This is a genomic window from Slackia faecicanis (genome assembly GCF_003725295.1).
In the GTDB taxonomy this organism is placed as follows: domain Bacteria; phylum Actinomycetota; class Coriobacteriia; order Coriobacteriales; family Eggerthellaceae; genus Slackia; species Slackia faecicanis.
The window spans coordinates 1-15,558 of record NZ_QICB01000010.1 but is presented as its reverse complement, the minus strand read 5'-3'; the positions used below and the strand labels follow the sequence as shown (position 1 = coordinate 15,558).

The following is a 15,558-nucleotide window of genomic DNA, read 5'->3' as shown; positions in this document are numbered from 1 at the left end:
GCCGGCCTGGGCGGCCTCGTCGGAGACGGTCACCTCGGTGGAGGTCACGTTGCCCTCGGCGTCCTTGGACACGACGGACTCGGTGCCGTCGGCGGACTCGGTGGTCACGGTCTGGGAGCCGTCGGGCCGGGTGACCGTGGTGACGGTGGAGCCGTCGGGGCGCTGTTCGACATCGGTCTCAGGCTGGGGAGCCGGCGGCGCAGGCGGGACGTACTTGGACACGACCCACTTGCCTGCGTATTCGTTCGCAACGTAACCATCAGGAACATAGTCGCTCGGATCGACAGAGAAGGTTCCGCCCGTGATTTCAAGCGTGTTCTCACCGAGTTTTTCCCCTCTAGCAAGCATTGCATTTTCGCCAGAAACCGAACACGAGCTGGAACCCTTGATGGATACAGAATTCCTCACACCCGTAAAACCGAAAATTCCCTGCTGAGCCGTATTGCTCGCAGAAGCCTCGAGAACACCGCCGTCCACAACAAGATCGATGTCGGAATCTTCAAACGAAACGGTCGCGAAGCTACTATCGCTCTCCTCCGTATGCGGATTCATTCCGGACAAAACAGCGCCCTCGATGATCTTCACTTTCGACCCGGCAGAGCCCGCAGACCCACTCGCCCCCTTGAGATACAGGGCCGCGTACCCCGATATCGAGCTCGCTCCACCAACGGTCAGGTCGACGGGATTGAACGTGGTAATGCCGTATCCGGCATCGCCCGCCTTGATGGTCGATCCATTAATAATCGTGATGGGCGTGAGTTCATCGTGGCTTCCGCCCACGGTCAGCGGCTGGTTATTACCTGCGCCTGCAGCAACGAGATGCGACCCGTCGAGCGTCACATCAAGATAGCCGCCACGCGTATCGATACAGCGACCATACCCAACGGAGCTCGTGATAGTAACGGCCCTAAACTCAACAGAGACACGCTGATCGGCAGTGTCGCCGCCATACACACGAATGCCCCTGGCAAAGGTGCCGCAATCGATCGTATGCCCTGCGCCGTCTATGACTATATCGGAGGCGATATTAAGACCGTACCTCGAATCGCCAGCATAGGCGGTCTTCAGCGTGACATTGTCAAGCAGCTTCACCGTATCGCCCGGCTGAGCGTTCTCCACCGCCTCCTCGAGAGTCTCGTAGCTCTCGCGCAGATCGCCGTTTTCCGCATACACTTCAACAACGGCGGTCGCCTGTTCGGGCGTAAATTCGCCCTCGGCGCCCTGCTGGCCCTCGCCTGCGACGCCGTCCTGCGACGTGCCGACCTGGGCACCGGGCTGCGTCTGGTCAAGCTCTTCTGCAAACGCAGTCGCGGGCACGCCAACCGTCGGGACCAACGCCGCGGAAAGCAATACCGCCATGCCGCGATTCATCGCTTTCTTCTGTTCCATATTTCATTTCCCCTCGTCGTCGCGACCCGATGCGAAAGCTCCTTTCACAAAGCCGCCCCACGCGTCAAATCGCGAATTGACATGACGCGCAGAATATACATTTGCATCGACGCGCAAACAAGTAACCCTCATGAAACTTCGCTGTCATTTATTGAAATTGCAACAAAAAAGCGAGCCGAAGCCCGCTTTGCGTATCGAATAAAGGCGGCAGCGCGCGCCAAATACGACAACGCACGCCAAACACGACGGCGCTCCGAACGCGACGCGGCCGCAGCAGGAGAACGCTATTTCGCCACAGGAGCGCTCTGGTCCTCGATCGCCAGCTTGAGCGCCTGCGCCAGCTGGTCCGGGCAGCTGGTCGCGCGCGGGCCGCACGTGGTTCCCTCGAGCAGCTCGGCCACGCGCTCGGCAGGCATGCCCTCGACGAGCTTGCCGATGCCCTTGAGGTTGCCGTTGCAGCCGCCCTCGAAGCTCACATTGCGCACCGTTCCGTCGACCACGTCGAACTGGATGGAGCGAGCGCACGTTCCGCGCGTCTTATACGAATACATGGTTCTCCCTTCGATTCATCGGCGCATCCTCTGGCGCGCCGCTTTTTCTTTTCGACCCCGCAGCACCACGCCGCAGAAAGCAGGCAATGCGTCTTGCGCACCGCACGACGCATTGCGCCCTACACGCTGCAGGACCAGTCGGCGCCTTCTGCCCACAGCCCGCGTTCGCTGTGATACGCGTCCAGCTGCAACGCCCTGAAAATGTTGAAATACGCATCGTCGGGCTTGAACTTGTGCGCCATGGCGTACCCGTCGGTCAGCATGCGGCCGTTGATCATCTTCGCCTTGATTTCGTTCACATCGGTGAAGCTGTTCGGCTTCGCACTCCAAACGAACCGCAAAAGATTGCCGTCCTTGTCGACGTTCGACGTGTCCTTCTGCAGATACACGATGTCTCCCACGCGCACAATGGAGGCGAGGTGCTTGGCGGATCGCTCGCCTTCGGGCGTATTCTTCTTCGGATCGTCATTCGCGGCCTCGGGCGTGTTGATACCCGTCAGCCGAACCGTGTAGGCGGTGTCTCCGACATCGACCCACAGCGTATCGCCGTCGACGATTTCGATCACCTGCGCCTCTTCGAGCTTGGTGGAAACCGTATGGCGCAAGCCCACCGACGCCACCTGATCGCCCGGCGCAAGCGCCGCCACGGCCTGCTGATTGGCAAGATGGTTCGCCGAAAGCACCTGGTCTGTCAAAACCTCGGAAGGAATGAACGCCTTTCCGCTGGCGAACGACAGCACGACGCCGACCACCAGCACCACTGCGGCGGCCATGGACTTCTGCTGTGTAGGAGTCAATCGCGACATGCCTGGATTATAATTGGCGGGGTGCGCGCGCGGCGGCGCATGCCGAAACCGCACGCCAATGCCATATCGCCGCGCACGAGCGGCATCCCGAAAACACCGACCGACGAAGGAGGCGCGCATGCCCGAAGCATACCGAGCGGCCCTGGCCGCCTGCATCGCGGCAGCCCTCCTTGCGGCCGCGCCCATGCCGGCCCTGGCCGCCGATTCGTCGGGAAGCATGAGCATCGAAGCCGCGGCCGAAGCGCTGCGCAACGAGCTCGAACCCACCATGACCACGTTCGAAAAACTGCAAGAGCAGCAGGCGTCGCGCCGCAACATCGACATCAGCAACGCGCGCGTGCAGGGCCTGCAAGACGTCATGTACGACGGCAACCCCGTGCGCCCCACGATCACGCTCAAGCTCGGCAAGAAAACCCTGGTCGAAGGGGCCGATTTCGACGTAGTGTTCAAGGGCGATATCGTGAACCCGGGCAACGTGTCGGTGACCATGGTGGGCAAAGGCGCCTACATCGGGTCGATCGACGCCGGATTCTCCATCGTCCCGGGCGACCTTGCCTACGCGACCATCGACGTGATTCCCGACCAGGAAGAGACGGGCGAAGAGCTGCAACCCGCCCCCACCGTGGAAATGGGCGGAAAAACCCTGGTCGAAGGGGTCGATTACACCGTGTCATACGCCGACAACCTGGAGAAGGGAACGGCGACGGTGGTGGTCACCGGCATGGGGAACTGCACGGGGCAGCAGCATGCCACCTTCGAGGTTCTGGAAGCGCCCGACAAGCCGAAAGGCGGCGAACTTGCCGCCGCCCTGCCCTTCGTTGCGGGGCCCGCGATCGTCGCGGCCATCGCGCTGGGCATCGTCGCCTTCACGCTGGCGCGCCGCAAGCATCGCTAACGGCGCCGCCGAATGCGCGCCTCGGCGCGCTTCCCATGACGCAACGCACAGCGGCCGTCGCTCAATCGGGCGACGGCCGCTTTTTCATGCAGCTATATCGCAGAACGAAGGCCGGCCGGAACCGCCGCACGCGCCGGCCATGTCGCGCGCCGATACATGAAACGCCGGCGCACGCGAACCTTTTGCCGATGACGATACGCGCTGGCGCCCAAAGCGCGGCGCGCAAGGCGGCACCGGCTTTCGGCGCTTACGCCATCGCGGCTTCGTAGCCTTCTTCCACCACGGCGGCTACGAGCGCCTCGTCGGCCACGTCGGCGTCGAGCGACACCACGGCGCGCTTCGCGTCCAGGTCAACGTCGGCCGAAGCCACGCCTTCCACGGCTTCCAGGGCCTTCTTCACATGCGCCACGCAACGGACGCACATCATGCCTTCCACATGCAGGGTCTTTTCCATCAGGGGTTCCTTTCCTTCGTATTCGCAGGCCGCATCAAGCGGCTCTTTTCCCTCTTCGGCAGGCGCATCCACCGCGATCACGCGCAGCTCGCCCGCAGGCGCGGCCGTCGCGGGCTGCGCGGCGTCGGCCGTCTGGAAACGCGGACGCCATCCGCGCAAACGCAGCGCGTTGCCCACCACGCACACCGAGCTCAGGCTCATGGCCGCAGCCGCGATCATGGGGTTCAGGTTCACGCCCGCCCACGAAAGCGCGCCCGCAGCCACCGGGATGCACACCGCATTGTAGATAAGCGCCCAGAACAGGTTCTGCTTGATGATGCGCATGGTCGCGCGCGACAGGCCGATGGCGGCGGGCACGTCCAGCAAATCGCTGCGCATGAGCACCATGTCGGCCGCGTCCATGGCGATGTCGGTTCCCGCGCCGATCGCGATGCCCAGATCGGCGCGCGCCAACGCCGGCGCATCGTTGATGCCGTCGCCCACCATGGCCACGCGGCCCGCGCCAGCGCGGGCAAGATCGGCCACTTCGCGCTCTTTGTCGGCGGGAAGCACGCCCGCCACCACGCGGCCCGCGCCGCAGGCACGCTGCACCGCGGCCGCCGTGCGTTCGTTGTCGCCCGTAAGCATGACCGTGTCGATGCCCATGGCCGTCAGCTCGCGCACCGCCGCCGCACTGGTCGGCTTCACCGCGTCGGAAAGCGCAATCATGCCGATCGCACGGCCGTCTTGCACCACGAACAGCGGCGTGGCCCCTTCGGCCGCGGCGGCTTCGGCATGCGAAGAAAACGCCGCCACGTCCACCTTCAAGGCGTCCATCAGGCGCGCGTTGCCCACGGCGATGCGCGTCTTGCCCGCGCGCGCTTCGATGCCGCCGCCTTCATGCTGGCGGAAATCGTCCGCCGCGGCGAACGGGACGCCGCGCTTGCGGGCGCACGCCACGACAGCCTGGGCCAATGGATGCTCGGAAGGCGCTTCGGCGCAGGCCGCCGCCGCAAGCACGTCGTCTGCGCACGCGGGGGCCGCAACCGCGATCGCCGTCACCTCGGGCGCGCCCTGCGTGATCGTGCCGGTTTTGTCCAGCACCACGGTCTTCACGTCGTGCGCCGTCTGCAGCGCTTCGGCGGTCTTGGCGAGAATGCCCAAACGCGCGCCGCGGCCCGTTCCCACCATGATCGCCGTGGGCGTTGCCAGCCCCAAAGCACACGGACAGGAAATGACAAGCACCGACACGGCATGCGTCAAGGCCGCGGCCAGGCCCGCGCCGGAAGCCAGCCACACGACGAACGTGACCAGCGCGATCGCGATCACCGCGGGAACGAACACGCCGCTGATCTTGTCGGCCAGCTTCTCGATCGGCGCCTTAGAGCTCGTGGCCTCGTCCACCATGCGCACGATGCCCGCCAGCACGGTGTCTTCGCCCACGTGTTCGGCGCGCATGACGAACCATCCCGACTTCACCACGGTGGCGCCCACCACGCGATCGCCTTCGCGCTTGTCCGCAGGAACGCCCTCGCCCGTGACGGCCGATTCGTCGACGCTTGCCGCGCCTTCCGTCACCACGCCGTCCACCGGCACACGGGCGCCGGTTTTCACCACCACGAAATCGCCCGCTTGCACCTCGGCAAGAGGGACCTCGCGCTCGCCGTCGGGCGTGCGTAGCAGCGCCGTCTTAGGCGACAGGTCCATGAGCGAAGTCACGGCATCGGTGGTCTTGCCCTTCGCGCGGGCCTCGAAATACTTGCCCAGCGTGATCAGCGTGAGAATCATGGCCGCCGATTCGAAATACAGATCCATGGCCGCGGCATGGGCGGCCTCCATCTGCCCTGAACCCAACGCGAATCCGATCCGATACAGAGCCGCCACGCCGTATATGGTGGATGCTGCCGAACCCAGCGCAATCAGCGAGTCCATGTTGGGCGAGCCGTGGATCAGGCTTTTGAACCCGTTGGAGAAGTATTTGAAATTGACGAACACGACGGGCAGAAGCAGCAGAAACTCAGTGAGCGCAAGCGGCATGATGCCCGCATCGCCCACGAACGCCGCAGGAAGCGGCCAGCCGAACATATGGCCCATGGCCAGGTAAAACAGAGGAACGGTAAACGCGATCGACACGATGAGCCTCGTGCGCATGCGCTTTTTCTCGGCCGCGGCGCGCTCACGCGGCAAAGGGCCCTGAGGCTTTGCCGCGCCCGAAGCCGTAACGCTCGCCGCGGCGCGCGCGGCGGCGCCGTAGCCCGCATGGTCGACGGCCGCGCAGATCGCGGCGTTCGTGCGAGCGATTGCCGCAGGCGATTCGTCGGCGTAGGACACTTCCATGCTGTTCTTCAGCAGGTTCACGGACACGTCGCTCACGCCGTCTACCGCGCGGGTCGCCTTGTCCACGCGCGCCGAGCAGGCCGCGCACGTCATTCCGGTGATATCGAATGTCTGCTTCATACGCACCGCCTACATGAACTTCTTGATCAGCTTCATGGCCTCGTCGACCACTTCCACGTTGCCTTCGCGAATCTGCTCCACCACGCAGGTTTCCATGTGGTCTTGCAGGATGATTTCGGAAACGCGATGCACCGCCGCTTCGGAGGCGGCCAGCTGGATCAGCACGTCGCCGCAGTAGCGGTTGCTCTCTACCATGCTTTTGATTCCGTTGAGCTGGCCGATCACGCGGTTCAGGCGCTTTTGCACATCGGTCTGAAGCGCCGCAGTGCGCTCGGTTTGCTTCTGTCGGCACGCGCAGCACGACCCCGTTGCCGTCGCATCCGACGCGGGGCACGCAGCATCGGCGCCGAGGCCTTCGACATCGGAGCCGACGGCCGCAGGCGCATCGCCGCGATCGACGGCGCCCTGGGCCGCGTCGACGTTCTGCACGCCTGCGGCATGGCAAGCGGCATCCTCCTGTTTCGTTTCAGCAGCCAGATCGCCCGCGCAGCATGCCGCGCTCGGCATCGCTTTCGTATCAGGCAGCTCTGCCACCGCCCGCGCGCCTGTTCCCACCCGATCGGACGCCGTCGAAACCGCCGACCCTCGAACCACTGCTTTAGCCGCAGCCTTCGCCGCCTTCTTCTTCGCCTTCTTACCCATAGCAGGCTTGCTCCTATCGTTTCGAGCGTTTCGCAGCCATGCGCCTTTCTGCGCGCGATTCCCGCCCCGAAACGCCCGACATCGTTGCATTACACCGTGACTATATACCCCCTAAAGGTATGCAAACGCAACAATTCCGCCCATCAACCCGCACAAAACTCCGAATAGACGACCGCCCGGCCGCGCCGCGCATCTTGACCCGAATGCCGCCGGAACGCCCGCGCTCTCGCGCCGGGAATCGGCAAGGCAAATACGTCACAATCGAAGATGCAGAAATCTGTGCGCAGTAATCGTTTGATGAAAAACATTACACAGTGTTATATTTAATTCGTCTAAGGAGGGCGCAATGCCGATGCGATATCGGGATGCCGTCCGATACGTCCTCGACAGAGGCGGCATGTTCGTTTGCCACGGACGCGAACATAACACGTTCGCCATGCCATGGGGCACGAAGATTCGCGTTCCCAGACACCGAGGCGATCTTTCGAGGGGAGTCGAAGACGACATCAAGAAAAGGGCCGACGGAATCAAGCGATAATCTCGCTTGCCCGAGCCAGGCGGACGGAGGAGCAATGGAGCGTTACCTATACGAAGCGGTGTTCACGCCGTTCGAGGGCGGCTACGAAGTCGAGTTTCCCGAGCTGGGGCTGTTCACGCAGGGATACAGCCTGTCGGATGCTGCATACATGGCGCAAGACATCCTGACCATGGAAATCGCCGACCGCCTCGAAGCCGGAGAGAACGTGCCCGCAGTAGGCACGTTCGGGGCGGCGCGTCCGGAAGGCGGAGCGGTCATCGGCATCACGGCGCTCGCCGAGCCCGGCTGCTGCGACGTGGCCACGATGACGGTCGACGAAGCTGCCGACGTGCTCGACGTAAGCAGGGCGCGCATCCATGCGCTCATCAGGGACGGCGCGCTGCGCGCCACGAAAACCGGCAACATGCGCCTGGTCGATGCGGGCGATGTGATGGCGCGGTTCAACAGCCCCCGCCACCCCGGCAGGCCGCGCAAGACCGACGCGGTCGAAGGATAGCGGCCCGTCGGCCACGAGCGTCTTCGCGCCCATCGAAAAACGAGGCGGCCCGCTTGCGCGAGTCGCCTCGTTTCGTTTTCTATGACAGCCCTTACGCTTCGGGCACTTCGTAGGCGCCGTCGACGGGGGCATCGGCCGCCACGCTTTCGACCGGCGCAGGATTCTGCACCGTGCAGGTGTAGCCATCCATGATGTCCATGTCGATGGTCACCGTGGAGCCCTCCATCACATGGCCCGCGATCATCTCGTTGGCCACGCGATCCACCACTTCGCGCTGCACCAGGCGCTTCAGCGGACGCGCGCCGTACACCGGGTCGAAGCCGTCGATGGCCAGCTGCTCCACCGCGGCGGGCTGGACCACCAGCTCGATGCGGCGATCGGCAAGGCGCTTGCGCACCTCGGCCAGCTGCAGATCGACGATCGGCTCCATTTCAGCAGACGTGAGCGACTTGAACGTGATCACATCGTCGATGCGGTTCAAGAACTCGGGGCGGAAGGTGTTGCGCAGAGCCTCGTCCACCTGGGTCTGAAGCTCGGCGATCTTCTTGGCCATGGCGGCCATGTCGCCCTGCATCATGTCTTCCACCATCGAGCCCGCGTTCTCGTTCTGGCGGTTGAACTCGCGGATGGCCTGCGAGCCCACATTGCTCGTCATGATGATGATCGCGTTCTTGAAGCTGACCACACGGCCCTGGCCGTCGGTCAGGCGGCCGTCATCGAGCACCTGCAGCAAGATGTTGAACACGTCCTGATGAGCCTTCTCCATCTCGTCGAGCAGAATGACGCTGTAGGGCCTGCGGCGAACGGCCTCGGTGAGCTGGCCGCCCTCGTCGTAGCCCACATACCCCGGAGGGGCGCCGATCAGGCGCTGCACGCTGAACTTCTCCATGTACTCCGACATGTCGATGCGCACCATGGCGCGCTCGTCATCGAACAGGCACTCGGCCAGCGCCTTCGCCAGCTCGGTCTTGCCCACGCCGGTGGGGCCCAGGAACAAGAAACTGCCAATCGGGCGGTTGGGATCGGAAAGGCCCGCGCGGCTGCGGCGAATGGCGCCCGCCACGGCGGCCACGGCCTCGTCCTGGCCCACCACGCGCTCATGCAGCTTGGCTTCCAGGTCGATCAGCTTGGACAGCTCGCCCTGCATCATCTTGGACACGGGAATGCCGGTCCACGAGCTCACCACTTCAGCGATTTCCTCTTCGGAAACCTCCTCTTTCAAAATGGCGCCGTCGCCCTGCTTGGCGCTCACGGCCTCTTCGGCCGCGGCCAGCTGGCGCTGCAGCTCGGGGATGCGGGCGTAGCGGATCTCGGACGCCTTGGACAGGTCGCCTTCGCGCGTGGCCTGCTCCTCTTCCACATGGGCGGCGTCGATATCGGCCTTCAGGCGCTGGACGCTTTCGATCACGTCCTTTTCATTACGCCATTCGGCCTTGCGCACATCGAGCCATTCCTTCGAGGTTGCCATCTGGCGGCGCAGCTCTTCCAGGCGCTCCTTGCTGGCGGGGTCGTCCTCCTTCATGAGGGCCTGTTCCTCGATCTGCATCTGCGTGTACTTGCGCTGGGCCTCGTCGATTTCCTGCGGCATGGAATCGATTTCGATGCGCAGGCGGCTGGCCGCCTCGTCCATCAGGTCGATCGCCTTGTCGGGCAGGAATCGGTCGGAGATGTAGCGGTTGGAAAGCTCCGCCGCCGACACGATCGCCGAGTCGGTGATGCGCACGCCGTGATGGATCTCGTACTTCTCCTTCAGGCCGCGCAGAATGGCGATGGTGTCCTCCACCGTGGGTTCGCCCACGAGCACGGTCTGGAAGCGGCGCTCGAGCGCGGCGTCCTTCTCGATGTACTTGCGGTACTCGTCCAGCGTGGTGGCGCCGATGGCATGCAGCTCGCCGCGCGCCAGGGCCGGCTTGAGCATGTTGCCCGCGTCCATGGAGCTATCGCCTGTGGAGCCCGCGCCCACGATGGTGTGAAGCTCGTCGATGAACAAGATGATCTGTCCGTCGCTCTGCTTCACCTCGCGCAGCACGGCCTTCAGGCGGTCTTCGAATTCGCCGCGGTACTTGGCGCCCGCAACCATGGCGCCCAGGTCGAGCGCCACGATGTCGCGGTCGCGCAGGCTGGAGGGCACGTCGCCCGCCACGATGCGCTGGGCCAGGCCCTCCACGATGGCCGTCTTGCCGACGCCCGGCTCGCCGATGAGCACCGGGTTGTTCTTCGTGCGACGCGACAGCACCTGGATGGTGCGGCGGATCTCATCGGAACGCCCGATCACCGGGTCCAGCTTGCCCTCGCGCGCCTGCTGGGTCAGGTTCTGGCCGTACGTGTTCAGCGCGTCCAGCTCGGGCTTGCTCTGCTGGTCGGTGATGCGCGTGTCGCCGCGCAGGTTGTCGTAGGCTTCCTCGATGTTCTTGCGCGTGACGCCTGCGCCGGTGAGGATCTTGCCCGCCTGGCCCTTGTCTTCGGTCAGCGCGATCAGCAGATGCTCGCTGGTAGCGTAGCTATCGCCCATCTTCTCGGCGATCTTCACCGCGTTGTCGATGGCGGAAATAAGACCCTGCGTGGGAAGCGGCATGCCCATCACGCCGCCCGTGACCTTCGGGCCGTTGGCGATGGCCGCTTCCACGCTGGTCTTCAGCTGGTCGGGATCGGCCCCGACCCTTTTGATAATGGCGGAGAGATTGTTCTCTCCCGAATCGAGCAGCGCCTTCAGCAGATGGATGGTGTCCACCGATGCCGTGTCGGCGTCGCCAGCGACGCCCATGGCGGCCTGAAAGGCCTCCTGGGCGGTAACGGCGAGCTTGTCCAGTCTCATGGTTGTCTCCTTCTTGGAAGGTCGGATAGGTCTAATCGTCGATGCGACGGATGCCCAGGCTCTGGGGCTCGGGCAGCATGAGCGCCGTCACGTTGGCGCGCGTTTCCAGCTCGTGGACGCGATCGGCCAGGCGGCGCACCTTCTTGTGCAGGTCGTCGATCTCTTCGTCGCGCTCTTCCAGGCGGCCCTTCAGGTCGAGGATGCGGATGACGCCCGCCAGGTTGATGCCCTCGCTGGTCAGTTCGTTGATCAGCTCGAGACGGTCGATGTCGGCCTGCGAATACATGCGCGTGTTGCCGCGCGTGCGCTGGGGCGTGACCAGGCCTTTCTGCTCATAGATGCGCAGGGTCTGGGGGTGCACGCCCGCCAGTTCGGCGGCCACGCCGATCATGTACAGGGGCCTGTTCCTATCGGTCATGCCGTCCTCCTTACAGCGCCAGCGACGCGCGGACGTCGTTGCCCGACGCCTCGGTGGCCGCCTGGAAATCTTCCATCGCCTTTTTCTGCTCGGGCGTCATAGAAGCGGGAATGTCCACATGCAGCGTGATGTTCAAAGCGCCGTTGCCGCCGCCTTTGAGCTGCGGCGCGCCCTTGCCGGCGACGCGCAGCTTGGTGCCTTCCTGGGAACCCGCCGGCACCTTGATGCGGATCTTGGTTCCGTCGGGCGCGGGCACCACGACGCTTGCGCCCAGAGCGGCTTCGGCCACGGTGACCGGCACCGTCATGAGCACGTCGGCGCCCGAGCGCTCGAACACGGGGTGCTCGGAGATGCGCGTGGTGACCAGCAGGTCGCCGTTGGCGCCGCCGTTGGCGCCCGCGGCGCCCTTGCCGCGGAAGCGCACGCGGCCGCCGTCCACCGCGCCTGCGGGAACCTTCACGTCGAGCGTTTCGGCGGCCGTGGAACCCGGCACCTTCACGCTGACCTTCTTCGTGCAGCCGTTGAACGCCTCGTCGAAGCTCACGTGCAGCGTCACGTTCATATCGCGGCCCTGCTGGGGACGGGCGGCGTACTGCCCGCCGAAGCCCGAACCCGAGAATCCGGCGCCGCCGAAGATGTCGCCGATATCCCAATTGCTGCCGAAGGCGCCTTCGCCGCGGCGGATGCTTTCCAGGATGTCGGCCCAGCTGCCGGCCCCCGCGAACGGGTTCTGGCCCGCCGCGCCGCCCCACCCGTAGGGGATGCTGCGCTCGTCGGCCGTACCGTACTGGTCGTAAAGCTTGCGCTTCTTCTCGTCGCCGAGCACTTCGTAGGCTTCGTTGATTTCCTTGAACTTGGCCTCGTCGCCGCCGGCGTCGGGGTGATGCGTGCGCGCGAGCTTGCGGTACGCCTTCTTTATCTCCTCGGCGGTGGCGGTTTTGGACACGCCAAGGGTCTTGTAATAGTCCGGTGTTGCCGCCATGTCCTGCCACCTTCCTTTCGTTTCGTTCGCATTCCGTTGCGATCGCGTCACCGCGTCGTCAACGGGTGCTTTCTACAACGAAGGCGGACTTCGCGCCCGCCTTCGAAACCGTATTATTCTTCTTCCGCCTCACGCTTGGGGCCGCCGGAGGAAATGGTGACCATAGCGGGACGAAGCACCTTCTTGCCGAGGCGATAGCCCTTCTGATACACCTGCGCGACCGTTTCGTCGGGCACGCTTTCGTCCGGAACCGTGGCGACGGCCTGATGCTCGAGGGCGTCGAAAGGCTCGCCGGCGGGGTCGATCGCCTCCAGGCCGTGCTTGCCGAACACCTGGCACACCTTGGTGCTGATGGCCTTCACGCCGTCAAGCAGGCCTTCTTCGCCGTTCTGCTCGGCATGCGCGATCGCACGCTCGAAATCGTCGAGCACGGGAAGCACGTCTTCCATGATCTTCTCGGCGGCGCGCACCTTCATGTCGGCGGCTTCTTCGGCCGTGCGCTTGCGATAGTTGTCCCACTCGGCCTGCAGGCGCAGGTAGCGGTCCTTCATCGCTGCGGCTTCGGCTTCGGCCTTGGCCAGACGCTCGGCTTCGGCCACCACGGCCTCGGCTTCGGCGGCGATGTCGTCGGCCTCGCCCTCGGCCGGGCCGGCGGCCGCCTCTTCGGCGGCCTCGGTCACAGCTTCGGCTTCGGCGTTCTCGTCGCCTTCGCAACCCTCGATGGGGATCTCACGAGCTTCGCGCTCGTCGGCGTTCTTCTCGTCGGCAGCCATGATTACTTACCTTCGTTCTTGTCGTCGACCACTTCGTAGTCGGCCTCGATCGGGCCGTCATCGGCCGGGTTGGCGGCGCCTGCGGCACCGGCGGCTGCTGCGCCGTCGGCCTGCTGGGCGCTGTAGACCACCTCGGCCAGCTTGTAGCCGGCCTGCTGCAGCTTCTCGCCGGTAGCCTTGATGGCCTCGATATCAGAGCCCTCGAGCGCGGTCTTGGCCTCGGCGATAGCGGCCTCGGCGGCAGACTTGGTGTCGGCAGGAACCTTGTCGCCCAGCTCGGAAAGCGTCTGCTCGGTGGCGTTGACCAGAGAGTCGGTGTTGTTGCGGACCTCGATCTCTTCCTTGCGCTTGGCGTCCTCGTCGGCGTGGGCCTCGGCGTCTTTCACCATGCGGTCGACTTCGTCGTCGGACAGAGCGGTAGAACCGGAAATGGTGATCTGCTGCTGCTTGCCGGTGCCCAGGTCCTTAGCGGAAACGTTCACGATGCCGTTGGCGTCGATGTCGAACGTGACCTCGATCTGGGGCACGCCGCGACGGGCCGCGGGAATGCCGGTGAGCTGGAAGCGGCCGAGCGTCTTGTTGTCGTTGGCCATCTGGCGCTCGCCCTGCAGGACGTGGATTTCGACGGACGTCTGGTTATCGGCGGCCGTGGAATAGACCTCGGTCTTGCGGGTCGGGATGGTGGTGTTGCGCTCGATCATCTTGGTCATGACGCCGCCCATGGTCTCGACACCCAGCGAAAGCGGGGTGACGTCCAGCAGCAGGATGCCCTCGACGTCGCCGGAAAGAACACCGCCCTGGACAGCCGCGCCGATGGCGACGACCTCGTCCGGGTTCACGGACATGTTGGGGGCCTTGCCGGTCATGGTCTTGGCGAGCTCCTGAACGGCGGGCATACGGGTGGAGCCGCCGACCAGGATGACCTCGTCGATCTGGCCGGTGGAAAGGCCGGCGTCCTTCAGAGCACGCTCGACGGGCTGCTTGCAGCGATCGAGCAGGTCCTTGGTGATGCGCTCGAACTCGGCACGGGTCAGCGTGTAGTCGAGGTGCTTCGGGCCGGTGGCGTCAGCGGTGATGAAGGGCAGGTTGATGCTGGCCTGGGTGGTGCTGGAAAGCTCCATCTTGGCCTTCTCGGCAGCCTCCTTCAGACGCTGCAGGGCCATGGGGTCAGCCTTCAGGTCGATGCCGCCGTTGTCGGCCTTGAACTTGTCGGCCATCCAGTCGATGACGCGCTGGTCCCAGTCGTCGCCGCCCAGGTGGTTGTCGCCAGCGGTGGACAGAACCTCGAACACGCCGTCGCCGAGCTCCAGGACGGACACGTCGAACGTGCCGCCGCCCAGGTCGAAGACGAGGATCTTCTGGTCCTTGTCGACCTTGTCGAGGCCGTAGGCCAGAGCAGCGGCCGTGGGCTCGTTGATGATGCGCTTCACATCGAGGCCCGCGATCTTGCCGGCGTCCTTGGTGGCCTGGCGCTGAGCGTCGTTGAAGTACGCGGGAACGGTGATGACGGCCTCGGTGATGGTGCCGCCGACGCGCTTCTCGGCGTCAGCCTTGAGCTTCTGCAGCACCATGGCGGAAATTTCCTCGGGGGTGTAATCCTTGCCGTCGATATCCACAACGGCGCGGCCGTCCTTGCCGGAAACGACCTTGTAAGCGACGGTCTTCTGCTCTTCGGTGGTTTCGGCGTAGTTGCGGCCGATGAAGCGCTTCACGGAAGACACGGTGTTCTCGGGATTGGTGACGGCCTGGTTCTTAGCGGCCTTGCCGACCACGCGCTCGCCGTCTTTGCGGAAGCCCTCCACAGACGGGGTGGTGCGGTCGCCCTCGGCGTTGACCAGAATGGTGGGTTCGTTGCCCTCCATGATGGCCATGGCGGAGTTGGTGGTGCCAAGGTCGATGCCCAGAATCTTGCCCATATGTATCAGTCCTCTCTTTTGTGCGAAGGCCGCTTGCGCGGCGATCGCGGGGCGGTTTCCCGCCGACTGTTATTACCTCGTTCGTGCGCCGGGCGGCGCCCGGCTCGATGCCACGGGGCCCGCCGCTTTCACGGCCGCCCGTTCGGTATGTCTGCAATATAAAATCTCAGTGTGCCATTGTCAACTTATCTCACAAGTTATTCCGCATGTTACCTAAATGTCATGTTCGGCGGTTATCTTCTGCTCATGACATGCGATTTTGGCGACTACTGCGCGGAAAGCAGGCTGAGAACGGCGCGCGCCATCACGTTTCGCACACAAATCAAAACCACCCGTGATAACGGGTGGTTTGCTCTTAGGGTATAACCCTAGGGATTCTGGCCAGCGCCTAAAGACGCTGGCCTTCACCCTGTTCAGGCCCGACTGCCTTTGACCCGTGGCGTGCCG

Annotated in this window: 12 protein-coding genes; 2 read left to right on the top strand and 10 right to left on the bottom strand. The window is 64.3% G+C overall.

The features are described 5' to 3' along the window. From DMP07_RS08565 to DMP07_RS08785, 3 genes are all read right to left on the bottom strand, one after another. The coding region (locus DMP07_RS08565) for a hypothetical protein (RefSeq protein ID WP_148039663.1) at positions 1-1,389 on the bottom strand (1,389 nt) is incomplete at its 3' end. 284 nt (positions 1,390-1,673) lie between these two features. After that, complete coding sequence (locus tag DMP07_RS08560) at positions 1,674-1,940, bottom strand: TIGR03905 family TSCPD domain-containing protein (RefSeq protein ID WP_123198728.1); 267 nt, start codon at positions 1,938-1,940, stop codon at positions 1,674-1,676. 119 nt (positions 1,941-2,059) lie between these two features. Further along, the gene (locus DMP07_RS08785; RefSeq protein ID WP_211324556.1) at positions 2,060-2,746 is read right to left on the bottom strand and encodes a thermonuclease family protein; all 687 of its coding nucleotides are present in this window, start codon (positions 2,744-2,746) and stop codon (positions 2,060-2,062) included. A 118-nt stretch (positions 2,747-2,864) separates the two neighbouring features. On the opposite strand from DMP07_RS08785, the gene DMP07_RS08780 reads away from it, so the two are divergent. Further along, a complete protein-coding gene (locus tag DMP07_RS08780; RefSeq protein WP_161957069.1) occupies positions 2,865-3,641 on the top strand; it encodes a hypothetical protein in 777 nt (258 codons plus the stop codon). 247 nt (positions 3,642-3,888) lie between these two features. On the opposite strand, the gene DMP07_RS08545 is transcribed toward DMP07_RS08780, so the two are convergent. After that, positions 3,889-6,531 (bottom strand): heavy metal translocating P-type ATPase, encoded by a 2,643-nt coding sequence (locus tag DMP07_RS08545; RefSeq protein WP_123198725.1) that lies wholly within the window; start codon positions 6,529-6,531, stop codon positions 3,889-3,891. A gap of 9 nt (positions 6,532-6,540) precedes the next feature. Further along, positions 6,541-7,173: a metal-sensing transcriptional repressor gene (locus DMP07_RS09080; RefSeq protein ID WP_342210408.1), complete on the bottom strand. Its 633-nt coding sequence runs from the start codon at positions 7,171-7,173 to the stop codon at positions 6,541-6,543. A gap of 572 nt (positions 7,174-7,745) precedes the next feature. Here DMP07_RS09080 and DMP07_RS08535 point away from each other — a divergent pair. After that, complete coding sequence (locus DMP07_RS08535) at positions 7,746-8,207, top strand: type II toxin-antitoxin system HicB family antitoxin (protein ID WP_161957068.1); 462 nt, start codon at positions 7,746-7,748, stop codon at positions 8,205-8,207. A gap of 91 nt (positions 8,208-8,298) precedes the next feature. On the opposite strand, the gene clpB is transcribed toward DMP07_RS08535, so the two are convergent. The 5 genes from clpB to dnaK form a co-directional block, all read right to left on the bottom strand. Next, positions 8,299-11,022 (bottom strand): ATP-dependent chaperone ClpB, encoded by a 2,724-nt coding sequence (gene clpB, locus DMP07_RS08530; RefSeq protein ID WP_123198723.1) that lies wholly within the window; start codon positions 11,020-11,022, stop codon positions 8,299-8,301. 31 nt (positions 11,023-11,053) lie between these two features. Then, on the bottom strand, positions 11,054-11,440 hold the full coding sequence (locus DMP07_RS08525) for a heat shock protein transcriptional repressor HspR (protein ID WP_123198722.1): 387 nt from the start codon (positions 11,438-11,440) through the stop codon (positions 11,054-11,056). Between the two features lie 10 nt (positions 11,441-11,450). After that, positions 11,451-12,422 carry a DnaJ C-terminal domain-containing protein gene (locus tag DMP07_RS08520; RefSeq protein WP_123198721.1) on the bottom strand — a complete coding sequence of 324 codons (972 nt, stop codon included), beginning with the start codon at positions 12,420-12,422 and terminating at the stop codon, positions 11,451-11,453. A 113-nt stretch (positions 12,423-12,535) separates the two neighbouring features. Continuing rightward, entirely contained in the window at positions 12,536-13,195 is a 660-nt protein-coding gene (gene grpE / locus DMP07_RS08515) for a nucleotide exchange factor GrpE (RefSeq protein WP_123198720.1), read from the bottom strand. A 2-nt stretch (positions 13,196-13,197) separates the two neighbouring features. Then, positions 13,198-15,111: a molecular chaperone DnaK gene (gene dnaK, locus DMP07_RS08510; protein ID WP_123198719.1), complete on the bottom strand. Its 1,914-nt coding sequence runs from the start codon at positions 15,109-15,111 to the stop codon at positions 13,198-13,200. Between the last annotated feature and the right edge of the window lie 447 nt (positions 15,112-15,558).